General features: G+C 40.6%; 9 protein-coding genes. 1 reads left to right on the top strand and 8 read right to left on the bottom strand.

Annotation, left to right across the window (positions count from 1 at the left end; translation table 11 throughout):
* Positions 1 to 126: 126 nt before the first annotated feature.
* The 8 genes from AY607_RS00045 to AY607_RS00010 all read right to left on the bottom strand — a co-directional run bounded on the left by AY607_RS00045 (position 127) and on the right by AY607_RS00010 (position 11,744).
* The gene (locus AY607_RS00045; protein ID WP_064101378.1) at positions 127 to 3,192 is read right to left on the bottom strand and encodes a tyrosine-type recombinase/integrase; all 3,066 of its coding nucleotides are present in this window, start codon (positions 3,190 to 3,192) and stop codon (positions 127 to 129) included.
* A 622-nt stretch (positions 3,193 to 3,814) separates the two neighbouring features.
* Positions 3,815 to 4,474: a methionine ABC transporter permease gene (locus tag AY607_RS00040; protein WP_064101377.1), complete on the bottom strand. Its 660-nt coding sequence runs from the start codon at positions 4,472 to 4,474 to the stop codon at positions 3,815 to 3,817.
* Positions 4,455 to 5,525 carry a methionine ABC transporter ATP-binding protein gene (locus AY607_RS00035; RefSeq protein ID WP_064101376.1) on the bottom strand — a complete coding sequence of 357 codons (1,071 nt, stop codon included), beginning with the start codon at positions 5,523 to 5,525 and terminating at the stop codon, positions 4,455 to 4,457. Before AY607_RS00035 ends, AY607_RS00040 begins: the two co-directional genes overlap by 20 nt.
* A 10-nt stretch (positions 5,526 to 5,535) precedes the next feature.
* Positions 5,536 to 6,366 (bottom strand): MetQ/NlpA family ABC transporter substrate-binding protein, encoded by an 831-nt coding sequence (locus AY607_RS00030; RefSeq protein ID WP_064101375.1) that lies wholly within the window; start codon positions 6,364 to 6,366, stop codon positions 5,536 to 5,538.
* A 47-nt stretch (positions 6,367 to 6,413) separates the two neighbouring features.
* Positions 6,414 to 7,820: an LLM class flavin-dependent oxidoreductase gene (locus AY607_RS00025; RefSeq protein WP_064101374.1), complete on the bottom strand. Its 1,407-nt coding sequence runs from the start codon at positions 7,818 to 7,820 to the stop codon at positions 6,414 to 6,416.
* Positions 7,820 to 9,037, bottom strand: a complete 1,218-nt coding sequence (locus AY607_RS00020) for an SfnB family sulfur acquisition oxidoreductase (protein WP_064101373.1) — start codon at positions 9,035 to 9,037, stop codon at positions 7,820 to 7,822. Before AY607_RS00020 ends, AY607_RS00025 begins: the two co-directional genes overlap by 1 nt.
* 10 nt (positions 9,038 to 9,047) lie before the next feature.
* Positions 9,048 to 10,250 (bottom strand): SfnB family sulfur acquisition oxidoreductase, encoded by a 1,203-nt coding sequence (locus tag AY607_RS00015; RefSeq protein ID WP_064101372.1) that lies wholly within the window; start codon positions 10,248 to 10,250, stop codon positions 9,048 to 9,050.
* A gap of 543 nt (positions 10,251 to 10,793) precedes the next feature.
* Complete coding sequence (locus AY607_RS00010) at positions 10,794 to 11,744, bottom strand: LysR substrate-binding domain-containing protein (protein WP_064101371.1); 951 nt, start codon at positions 11,742 to 11,744, stop codon at positions 10,794 to 10,796.
* A gap of 245 nt (positions 11,745 to 11,989) precedes the next feature.
* Here AY607_RS00010 and AY607_RS00005 point away from each other — a divergent pair.
* Positions 11,990 to 12,398, top strand: a 409-nt coding sequence (locus tag AY607_RS00005) for an acyl-CoA dehydrogenase family protein (RefSeq protein WP_171255249.1), incomplete at its 3' end; no start/stop codon positions are given.

Raw genomic sequence — 12,398 nt, 5'->3', positions numbered from 1 at the left:
TGATCTTTGGTCGGTTAAACATTTCTATTTCTCTTATTTTAGGACTTATTCTTCTTTTTAATATAAAAATAATGCCTTGTCTAATTCAAATGTGTAACTGAAGTTTAACGATAAAAAGTATTTATTCTAAATAAATACTTTTTGATTAAATATGCATAAAAGGATAAGACTGTACTTGAGAAAACTTAATGATTTATCAGATTTTTTAGATTTTAAACATATACGGAAAGAATTTTTAAAGTTTCCATATATAGGATTGCTTTGATTAATCTTATTTAGCCATAACACTTGGCCTAAATCCTTGTTTTTGATTATATGAGGCATCTCAATAGCCCAATATTGAGATGGGAAAAGAGGGTGGATCCCCTCTAGGAAAGTATTAAGTTGATCCCATTCTTTAATGTTGAAAATTAATCCAGACTCCGATGTATTTACCTTGTGAATAAATATTTTTAAAGCCCTGATGAGATTTTTATTCTCTTTAGAATAATTAGCGAGTTGTTTAAAAAAATAAGTGATCAATTTCTTTTCTTCAAAGGTTTCTACGCAGGGCAATATGCGTCCACCTTTGTCAGGGTCCAGCATAAAACGTGATCTGCCTTTCTGATTTTTCAGCATCTGTAATTTGCAGATGTTGTCTTTACATCCTTGAATGAGCGCAGGTGGTAGATTCAGTTTTCTAGCGATGTAATCAATGTCGTCAAAGCGTTCACAGTGTCTGATCACCTGGACGGCCATATGGACGGAGATACTGGATTGAACTGTACCCGGATAACTGTTCTCGTTACCACGGTCTGTTTTCAGGCGAATTGATGGATTGGGCTTTTTAGCGTTTCTCCTAGAGGAGGAACTATGTTTTAAGCGTTCGGATGCCAGGCTTAGCCTAAGCATCGGACTTAAACTACTTGTATGAATGTTTTTCGAGGTAGGTTTGATCGAAAGGCCAGGATGAATGGTTTTAAGGGTCTGGGCTGGGATTGGTGGGTCATATTGTATGAGCTGATAACCCGCTATGATAAAACATAAGTGCAGATAGCTTTTAAAGGTCTCTTTGGGGGTGATATGTCCAAGTAAATGGGCGAGGATATACCAGATGTCCTGAGCAGCAGTGGAACGTAGTAGATCGCTGCGTATACGGTCATAATCTTGCTGACTGTAATTGCTAAAGACCTTAACCAGCTCATAGGGCATATTCAGGACAAGGGCTAAATGATTTGCAGCAGAATGTCTGAGGGTATGAAAAGAATAGGGATGACCTGGTAATACGCTACTGGTCAGATTCGAGAAAATCTGGGAGACAAAATGAGAGGATAAACGTTCACTGCTATTCCAAAGGGTAAACAGATAGTCATCTTTGTTTAAGCTGAGCCGTCTGGATAAACAGTAGTCCTTAAAAGCATCATGTTCCTTGGAACATAACAACGTACTGACTGGAATATTGCGTTCAGCGCTGTCCGTTTTCAGTGTATGTTCCTGCTGGCTGGAGCGGTAGGGCCTGATCCAGAGAGATGTGCATGATGGGCCTTCGAGATCTTTAATTCGCAGGCCTAAAATTTCATTAATCCGCATACCGGTTCGAAAGGCGAGGGTAAAAATAAGTTTCAGCATCTCGGCATCATGCTGATCATAGCTGCCACGTTCTGCATAGGCAGGAAGAAGATCAAGTACAGCGCAAAACACTTTGGCAGAGATGATTTGTGTTTTGGGATGGGAGGATGCCTGGATATCACGGTATAAAGGAAAATCTTCTGTTTTAAACAGAATTTTCTGGAAATGATGAAATCGTCTTAACAAATCAAACTTCTGATGCGAGGACCTGGTATTTTCTCCCATAATCCTGCTATAGATATTCTCAAGGTGTGCATTGAAATCAGGATCTTCCATATAGGGAAGCGTATGCAACCACCAAGCTTCTGCAAATTTGGCATAGTAGCTATATATCGAGGATCGCCTTAATTTCTGTTGATAGCCTAAATATTTGAGCCATGCCTCTGCGTCCAGGTTAAAAAGCTGGCTCAAGTGCTGTACTTGCGCTTTACCAGGATGGAACAGACTGATCAGCCACAGGCAGATCCGGATCGAGGCTTCAGACAGAACCGCATGTTCCTGGTTCATGTAATCGATGAGTTCAGTCAAACCGTCTTGATGATGCCGAATGGTCTTAAGTAAGTACCTGTGCAGTTTTTTAATGTTGGCCAGTGATTGTTCATTCTTCACTGCAGTAGAGTATTTTACTGAAGGTTTATTCGAGATAAGACCATCATTTAGCTGTGCTGAAAACAGTTGGGGATCCAAGTAGTTTTTGAATGATTCTATGTTTAAACCACAGGTCTCATTTTTTTCTTCCAGGCAGTGACTTAAGGCGGGATCCAGTGTGACATTATCCAGTTGCATCCAGTGACTACTTGCCGAAGCTAGAAGTTTCGAGATCTCAGAATATTGACCGGTAAACCCCATTTTTCTGAAGATGATACTTAGATAGTCGAAGGCATTCATGTGTACAGGCGGGGGCTGCATAAGGTAACGCGCCAGCCAGAGCTGGGTGATGCGATCTAAAACCAGTGTGCGTGATTTTCTCAGCGGTGCTTCTGGATGGTAGATATCGCCATAACCCGGAGATAAGGGTTCAAGAAAGATGAAATGGAGATCCACAGCGCCAAGATGCTGGATTATCAGTCCCTGTTGTACCTGATCGAGAAACGCATCCAAGGTATTGCGTGTAGAGATTCCTGCAAAGAGAATGCTAGAGATCAGGATATTACCAATGACTTCTATATCTGTGAATTGCTGTGCAGTGTTCCAGTAACGCCACAGCTTTTGATGGATCATTTGAACATACTTGGATCGTTCTAACCATTCCCGATTGAATTCTATGGTCTCCCGTTCAATGCTCAGGAATTGGCGGGAGGGTAGATCCAGTTCGATTTCATGGGTATGGTTAAACAGCATGATCTGCTTGCGGTAGCAGTGATACAGCATTTTTTTATAACGGACCGAGGAGGCTTCACGTTCAATGGCAGCTTCGAGTTTTTCTAACAGTCCTATGTGTTGATGATTCTGGTAAGCCTCAAACAAATCATCTAAAGGCAGATGTGTTTGGATAAAGCTTTGAGCCTGCTGCATCTCCTTTTGTATGACCTGTTTTCGTTCTGTATGACGGCGCTCACTGGCGAATTTAGCAATTTTTGACATCGTCACATCCCGTCAATTAAAAAGAGAGCAGTACCTTGCACTATGTCTGTCACGCCAATCTTTATCGCTTGAGATAACACTAGAGGATGAGACGCAGATCTTATTCTTTTGTACATAGAGGTATCTTCATTATTTTTATGACCTGTCTCTATGATAAAACTGAAATTGTCTTTATGACCGTATGTTCAAAAACTTGGGAATAAAGGGACGGGTTTTTGTTGAAAAAATCATGGTTTTTATAGGTAAATAAGAAGATTTTTTTTATGAAAACCAATTAATATTATGAAAAAAAATATGTTTTAAACTCATAAAACTTATTGGTTCTAAGCCGTATTGTATTTTTAAATAAATATAAATTACCGAAGCATCAGCTTCGGTTTTTGAGCTTAAACGTGAAGTATGAGCCTTGTATCTTGTTCCAAAGTTTGTATGGCTGTTGAAACATAAAGCTGCTGTACTTGATGCTTTTCAATGCAATTAAACTGCTGTTGAACTCGTTGCAAGATGTCTAGCCTCCATGCCGAGTTTGGATAAATGTGAGGCCATATGCCATCCTCTGGCACCTAGACCAATCAAGGAAACACTTTGAATTAAAATCTTTTCCTCATTTATATAATTCAATTTAAATTTTACGTTTATCAAGATTCTGGGCAAGCATGTCACCACATGCTTGTACCAGCATGACAATGATAATGAGCACAACAATCACTGCAAGCATAATTTGCATATCAAAGCGTTGATACCCATAACGATAAGCAATATCACCTAAGCCACCGGCGCCAATGGCACCTGCAATTGCCGATGAGTTGATCATGGTGACGATCGTGACGGTAAATCCAGCCACGATGCCAGGCAGTGCTTCAGGTAACAGCACATGCCAGATAATTTGTTTTCGGTTACAGCCAATTGCCTGTGCTGCTTCAATCAAGCCCTGATCGACTTCACGTAAACTCACTTCAGCAATACGGGCAAAAAAAGGTGTTGCTGCAAGGGTTAAAGGTACAACTGCTGCCCAAACCCCATAACTAGTGCCGACGATAAAACGAGTAATCGGAATTAAAGCTACCATCAAAATTAAGAATGGAATCGAGCGGGTAATATTGACGATCCAGCCCAAGCTATGATTAATTTTTTTGGATGGGTAAATCCCATGTTCGGATGAACACACCAAAATCACCGCCAAAGGTAAACCAATTAAAAAAGCCAAAAATGCCGAAACACCCACCATCAACAAGGTATCTGTTGTTCCGGTAATCAGAAGATCAATGAGTTGATTTTGCATAGCCGAGAATCTCAATGTTTACAATGTGTTGTTGCAGTAGGCTTGTAAGTGCCGCCAGGTCGAGTTGGGTGTTTTCCACCACCACAATAAAGGAACCAATTAAATGACCTTGAATACTGTCGACATGGCTTTGATATAAATACACCGGCTGACCAAATGCTGCGGTTAAATCGGTTAAATTCGGTGCACTCGCCAATGTAGTTTCATATCGCAGCTTTAAAACGCTGTGTGTTGTGGCTTCAGTTTTGTCAGCAGAAAGTTCAATCGGTAATTCGAGCTGTTCCAAGTTCAGCAACTCTTGGGTAATTTTTTGCTGTGGATTAGAAAACACCGACCACACTTGTCCTGACTCGACAATTTCCCCTTGATCAATCACCACGACTTGGTCGCAAATTTCACGGATCACTTGCATCTCGTGGGTAATCAGAACAATGGTGATACCTAATTTTTGATTGATCTCTTTTAACAGCGCAAGCACGACGGAGGTGCTTTCTGGGTCTAAAGCTGAGGTTGCTTCATCGCAAAGTAGAATTTCAGGATGATGAACCAAGGCACGTGCAATACCGACACGTTGTTTTTGCCCGCCTGAAAGTTGTGAGGGGTAGTGCTCCGCTTTATTTTCTAAGCCAACCAGTTGTAAAACCTCGGTGACACGTGCATCGATTTCAGCAGCAGGATATTTGGCAATTTTGAGCGGTAGGGCAACATTCTCACGTACGGTTTTTGCCGACATCAAATTGAAGTGCTGGAAAATCATGCCAATACATTGGCGCAGTTGGATTAATTGCTCATGATTTAAGCTGGCTAAATCTTGCTGATGGATATGAATATGCCCATCAGAAATGCCCTCTAGACCATTTAAGGTCCGGATTAAAGAGGATTTTCCTGCACCACTTTTACCGATAATGCCGAAAATTTTGCCTTCCGGAATGTCTAGATTAATGTTTTTGAGAGCATGTACTTGTTTGCCTTGCACATTGTAATATTTATTCAGTTGATGAATTTTGATATGCGGAATGGCAAACTCAACCGATGAACCGAAACTAACCATCGTATTTTCCTTATTTCCAGCCCGGGAACCAAAGTTTCGAACCAAAGTCAGCATCTAAAGCAGCTTTTACTTTCGGTGAATTTTGGTAAATATCGACAAACTTACGCAATTTTCCATCGACGTCTTCATAGTCTTCACGCACGGCAAATAAAATCGCAAAACGTTTATCGGTATTTGAATCGAACAATAAAGCACCTTCAGGATCTGCCGTTTTTGCAAGGCGTAGGTAATGTGGATAGCCAAATGCAAGATCCGCTTCATCAATGGCACGTGCGGTTTGTGGACCTTCCACTTCAATGAATTGCAATTTTTTCGGGTTAGTTGCGATGTCTTTTAGATTTGATAGAAAATTATCCGGTTGTTGCAGGCTAATCAGCTCTGCTTGTTGTAACAGTTGCAGCGCACGACCTTGATTGACAGGGTCATTTGGAATCACCACTTTTGCTTGATCAGGTAGTTCTGCAAAGCTTTTGTATTTTTTTGAATACAGACCGACATGAGTTGCAGCACCAACATCGAAGGCTTTAATTTTAAAATCAGTTTCTTTTTTTGCGTTATCTAAGAAAGGTTGATGCTGGAAGAAGTTGGCATCGATATCACCATGATTCAAGGTAATGTTCGGCGTATTCCAATCTGAAAATTCAACCAATTTAACATTTAATCCTTGCACCTTGGCTTCTTCTGCCGCGACTTGTAAAGGTTTAGCAAAGGAAGGGCTTAGACCAATCACCAATTCATTGGAAGGGTTTGATTTTTGTTGATTCCAGATGATTAAAACAATCACGATGACCGCAGCCACCACACCAATCAGTGTCCATTTTGTTTTTGCTGTTTGTGCCATTGCACACCTCTATATTTTATTAAGTCAGTTTTTATTGAGATTCATTTTTAAGCACGTTGTTTTTGTGCGGTTGTCTTTGTACCGTAGCGGAATTGCTGCACAGGATGCTGCTCAGGCAGTCGATCACCGTTTTGGAACAGCTTGTGGCGCAAACTGCCATCTTGATAAGCCGTTTTATAACGACCACGCTGTTGCAATTCAGGAATGACATAACGGATAAAATCATGATGTGATTCAGGAGCAACGGTACGTGTCAAGTTAAAACCATCAATTCCAGTTTCATCAAGAAACTGAATGAGTTGCTCAGCAACTTTTCTACCGCTACCTACAAATAGGGGATAACGACCACCTAAAATATGTTGTTTGCTTAAATCATTAGGGGTGATTTTTAGCTGTTTAAACTTTTCATTGACTGAAACAATACTATTGCTCTTTTGATAAGGAATAGCTTCATCCGGGGCATATTGAGAAAGGTCGATACCCACGGAACTTGAATAATGTGCAAGACCCGCTTCAGGACTGGCATAGCGAATATATTCCGCCAATTTTTCTTCAGCGAGTACATCGGTTTCAGCACAGACCACGGTGATGCCAACGAACAGTTTTAACGCTTCAGGATCACATCCTTGTTGTGCAGCTAAGGCACGAATTTTTGTGACTTGCGCTTTGACTTTTTCAGCAGTATCGGCACCAATAAACATCGCTTCAGCATGCTGAGTCGCAAAAGCTAAACCACGAGGTGATGCACCTGCCTGGAATAAGACAGGCGTACGTTGAATAGATGGAGCAACTTGGAATACACCTTGGCTTTGATAAAATTTGCCTTGGTGATTAATCATATGCACTTTGCTTGGGTCGGTAAAAATACGATTGATTTTATCTTTTCGAATCGCATCATCTTCCCAGGAGCCTTCCCAAAACTGATAGCACAGTTGTAAGAATTCTTCGGCTTGTTCATAACGGGTGTCATGTTCTTGCAAATTCTTTTGACCCACTAGGCGTGCGGCACTGTCTAAATAGCCTGTGACGATGTTCCAACCTATGCGACCTTGGCTTAAATGATCGAGACTGGCAAAACGACGTGCAAATTGATAAGGCGATTCATAGCTTAAATTGACGGTAATGCCAAAGCCTAAATGCTGCGTTACTGCTGCCATGGCTGAGACCAGTGTGGTTGGATCGTGGCTCGGTAGTTGAATTGACTCTTTTAAAGTAAGGTCCAAATTATTTTGATAGACATCATAGCTGCCTGTGATGTCTGCAATAAACAACCCGTCAAATAAACCATTTTCGAGAGTTTTGGCTAAATCTGTCCAATAACTGAGTTCATTAAAACGATGTGACTCATCATTGGGGTGTGCCCATAAACCATGGTTAATATGACCGACACAGTTCATGTCAAAGGCATTGAGCAGTATTTTTTTAGTTGGGATTGAAGATGAATGATGCGGCATTATAGTGTTCCTCGGCGTGGTGGCAGAATGGCATTCACGGCATAATTGGCAATAAAGTAATATTTCCAACGTGATGCATCATGCAGAGTGTGTACTCGTGCATTACGCCAAAAACGATCCAAGCCATCTTCTCGTTGGCTGCCACGACTACCGGCAAGCTCGATCAGTTTAGAAGACACCTTTAACGCCGTTTCAGTACTATGTGCACGTACTTTGGCAACATCTAAAGAAGCCGTTGCAATGTTTTCCTCTGTTGGTGCAGGTTTGGCTGAATCAATCGAACGCGCTGCTTGTTTCAGTAGGACTTCACTGGCACGAACATCGGCAATTAAACGGCCTAGTTCGAACTTAGTTAGAGGATCATCGGTTGCGGCATCGACTTTAGAGTCAATCCAAGGGCGTGCTTGGCGGACACGAATTAAGGTTTCTTCAAAAGCTGCACGTGCAATTCCTGTTTCAATGGCAGCATGCATAATTTGTGCAAAAGGGCCAACCAGTGTGGGTGAAGAAAATGCTACATCAAAAGGAACAATATCCTCTTCAGCCACTTTGACACGATTAAATTTTACTGAACCACTGCCTGTGGTTTTTTGGCCAAAACCAGTCCAGTCATCCGTAATGTCTAGCCCTTGGCTATCGCGTGGTACAAAGACCAAAAATTCACGATTGTGCTCGTCTTTTACTAATGTTGGAATGCGGTGTGCAAACAAACTGCCGGTGCAATAAAACTTTTCACCAGAGATTTCATAGCCGTGTTCGGTTTTGCGTAATATCGTCTGTTTTTGCGTGGAATTTTTAGTTTTGAATTCTGCAAGCGCATTGCCAAAACGTGCACCTTTTAAGACTTCGCCATATAACTTTTGTTTTTGCGCTAGCGTACCGGTATTACGTAACACTTCTAAGGCATAAAAATGGTTTTGAGGAATCTGTCCAATCGAACCATCGACACCGCTCATCAGTGCAATGACTTGGGCAACGGTATAGCTGGAAACATCTGCACCGCCAAATTCTTTCGGTACAGTAATCGCCCATAAACCTGACTGGCTATAGGCTCCAATTTCCTTAAACGGCAAAATCCGCTCTGCATCACGTTGAATGGTATTTTCTTTAAACTGTGCAGCCAGTTTTTCTGCAATCGCTAATGCTTCTGCATCCGAATGAATCACATGGATAGGCTGATTTTTCTGTAAGTAAATATTTTTTTGATACGATGTCATGACGCGATCCTTAAATCCAAGCATGGCGGGCAGGAAGGGTGTTGTTGAGGTAGTAGTCACCTAGGGCATGCAATTTCCAACGAATCGGATCATGTAAGGTATGTACACGTGCATTACGCCAGTGCTGGTCATAATTGTGCTGCTGCAAACTTGCGCGGCTGCCACCCAGTTCTAATAGTTTTTCTGAAATGTGTAGAGCTGCATCATTGGCATAGACTTTGGCTTCTGCGACACGAATCGAGGCTAGAGCGGCTTGTTCTGCATTGGCTTCTTTAAGTTGATCAAGCTCATCTAAATATTCTGCCGCTTCATCAAGTAATAGAATCGCGGCATCGAGTAGCACGATTGATTTACCCACCTCTTGCAGGGTGTAGTGTTCGAAGCTGGCTTTGTCTAGACCCGAATCAATGATGGGACGTGCCTGTTTAACCGCAGAAATCGTATCTTCAAGTGCAGCTTCCGCAATCCCCACATCAATAGCCACTTGCATCAACTGAGAAAATGCACCGCGGTAATTCGGTTGATTTGCCAATAAACGTTCGTCAAAAATTAATAAAGGATTAACTTCGACATGGTCCAATTTGACAGTGCCACTTGAGGTGGTGCGCTGACCAAAACCATTCCAGTTATCAATTACCTCAACCCCTTGGCGTTCTCGTTCTACCAAAGTGAGGACAACATGTCCTTCAGGATGGATGGCTTTAATCGCAAGCCAGTCTGCAAAACTACTGCCGGTCGAGTAGAATTTCTCACCCGTGACAAAGTAACGCCCATCTTCGATCGATAATTGCGTGTTGAGGGTTTTAGTATCTTTGGTATTACGCTCAGGGCCGCCATTGGCAAGACGTTTGCCATGTAATATTTCATTAAAGACAAAGGTTTTTTGTTGTTGTGTGCCCATGATATTTATCATGTTTAATAGGGCAATTTGATTTTGCGGAATTTGTCCTAAGCTTGAATCAGCTTTGTTAATGATACGAAATACTTGTGCCAAGGTTTTATTGGACACAAATGCACCGCCAAATTCTCGTGGAATGCGAATTCCACCCAAACCTTTTTGACTAAATAGATCTACTTCTGCATAAGGTAACTCACGATTCTGATCACGTTGGTTACGACCGCTCAGTGCAAAATCAGCAACATGATAGGCTGCATGAATAGCTTCATGATCGTGTTCAATGACATGTGTATGTTTGGCAATGAGATAAGACATAAAGACACCTCTAAACGAATGTCTTTAAGTTACGTTGAAAGCTATGTATAAATAAGGAATGAATTCTGAGAAGAATATGAAGATAAGTATTTAATAAAAAATGAGCTAAATTTAGTCTATTTTTTCATAATATAAATATTTGAAATATATGTATTTATTTTATTATTTTTTTAAATGTGTTATATAGCAATATTTTAGATATTTTTGGAATATAAAAAGCATAGTGCCTCAATAAATAAATCTATTTTTAATTATATGGGTGCGGGTACAAAGGGGATTGTCATCGTATTGGTTTATGGATTATGAATGAGCTTTGTGCAATCTCTCATGTTTCTTTGAAGATTTATACGTCAATAGGCTTAAGTCCAGATATTTAGTCGAACGATTTGAATTCGGTGGTGTATTGTTTTCAATGAATTGATATTGCTTTAAAAATGAGTGGTTGAGATGTTGGGGAGATATTAAATATTGCCATAATTTCAGCCACTATTTTAACCGATTTACTGTGTAAACACCCCGGATTTTGACTACAGAGTTCCTAGGTTATCTTAGGTCCAGAGCATATTCATTAGTTAATTCTTTCTGAATCCACTCTACAAATTTTTCTATCAGTGGTGAATTTTCCTGATTGGAATGCATTAAATAATAAGCGCGCTTTTTTTCCAGTTTCTTGGTGGAAACCATAACCAGTTCACCTTTCTGTAACTCTTTTTCAATCAGCATCTGTGGAATTAATGCCATTCCCATACCATGATTGGCAGCAACCGCTAACATTGAAAATAATTCATGTCGTTGACCATGATTAGGGTTTGGATGTTTTATGGGATAGAGATTAAACCATTCCTCCCAAATATGTGGTCTTGTCGTTTGTTGTAATAAAGGGAGCTCTATTAATTGTTGTGCACTTAAATCAAAGCTATTGGTATTGATCATAGTCGCATCCGGAAAGTAGTGTTTGATTAGTCTAGGTGCGCATACGGCAACCACATCTTCATACATTAAAAAGTGACTATGTGTACCAGGCCATTGTTCAACTTGTTGAGGGGTGCCTGCATAAATAGCAGCATCTAAAATATGGTCATTAAATAAAAAAGGTCGTGTGCTCGTTTCTAGATGGATCGTGATTTCAGGATAAAGCTGGTTAAAGCTTGGTAATTTGGGTAATAACCACCGGGTAGCGAATGTTGGTACCACACCTAATTTTAGAGTACCTCCTTGTCCTTTATGCGCAATGACATCCAGAGTGGTTTGTTCCAATCCCTTTAAATAAGGAGTGATACTTTTGTAATATTGTTTTCCTACATAAGTCAATTCTACGCCATGACGAGTGCGGGTAAATAAGAGAGCATTTAAATAACTTTCTAATTGTTGTATTTGTCGAGAAACCGCACTTTGACTTAGAAATAGTTCTTGTGATGCGTGGGTATAACTCGCATGCCGTGCTGCTGATTCAAAGCATAAAAGTGCTTGTAGAGGCGGAATTTTACGGCGCATAAATTCATCCTTGAAAATATTAAGATATTAATAAATTACATATGAGTATTTTTTGACTATAAGACATTAGTGTTAAAAATGCCCCAATAGGTCAGTCATTTATATTTGAGAGTTGTTAATTTTAATAAGATATGCGGTTTTTGCATAACTGCATGCATATTTATTGTTTGAAAGAAAGATTATTCACGCATACAGTCAGTTCCAGAATAATACAACGTATGGATACAAGGGACTGGTAGGACACTATGAATCAGATGGTAAATACAAAGAAAGTAAATCAATCAAATTTTAATTGGCAAGACCCGTTTTTAATCGAACAGCAACTGACGTCAGAAGAGCGCATGATTCGCAATGCAGCGGCAGCGTACTGTCAAGATAAACTGATGCCGCGTGTACTGGAACAGTTCCGTCATGAAAAAACCGATCCGGCTATTTTCCGTGAAATGGGTGAACTGGGTTTACTCGGTCCAACCATTCCTGAACAGTACGGCGGTGCAGGTTTAAATTATGTCAGTTATGGTCTGATTGCCCGTGAAGTCGAGCGTGTCGATTCAGGTTATCGCTCAATGGCCAGCGTACAAAGCTCTCTGGTGATGGTGCCTATTAATGAATTTGGTTCTGAAGAGCAAAAGCAGAAGTATTTACCAAAATTAG

Origin of the sequence: Acinetobacter sp. SFA (genome assembly GCF_001647535.1) — a bacterium.
In the GTDB taxonomy this organism is placed as follows: domain Bacteria; phylum Pseudomonadota; class Gammaproteobacteria; order Pseudomonadales; family Moraxellaceae; genus Acinetobacter; species Acinetobacter pecorum.
The sequence above is the reverse complement of the archived record's forward strand: the minus strand, read 5'-3'. Positions and strand labels throughout refer to the sequence as shown.

Excerpts from the sequence above, each read along its gene's own strand:
- AY607_RS00045 (WP_064101378.1), bottom strand. The coding sequence starts at position 3,192 with ATGTCAAAAATTGCTAAATTCGCCAGTGAGCGCCGTCATACAGAACGA.
- AY607_RS00040 (WP_064101377.1), bottom strand. The coding sequence starts at position 4,474 with ATGCAAAATCAACTCATTGATCTTCTGATTACCGGAACAACAGATACC.
- AY607_RS00035 (WP_064101376.1), bottom strand. The coding sequence starts at position 5,525 with ATGGTTAGTTTCGGTTCATCGGTTGAGTTTGCCATTCCGCATATCAAA.
- AY607_RS00030 (WP_064101375.1), bottom strand. The coding sequence starts at position 6,366 with ATGGCACAAACAGCAAAAACAAAATGGACACTGATTGGTGTGGTGGCT.
- AY607_RS00025 (WP_064101374.1), bottom strand. The coding sequence starts at position 7,820 with ATGCCGCATCATTCATCTTCAATCCCAACTAAAAAAATACTGCTCAAT.
- AY607_RS00020 (WP_064101373.1), bottom strand. The coding sequence starts at position 9,037 with ATGACATCGTATCAAAAAAATATTTACTTACAGAAAAATCAGCCTATC.
- AY607_RS00015 (WP_064101372.1), bottom strand. The coding sequence starts at position 10,250 with ATGTCTTATCTCATTGCCAAACATACACATGTCATTGAACACGATCAT.
- AY607_RS00010 (WP_064101371.1), bottom strand. The coding sequence starts at position 11,744 with ATGCGCCGTAAAATTCCGCCTCTACAAGCACTTTTATGCTTTGAATCA.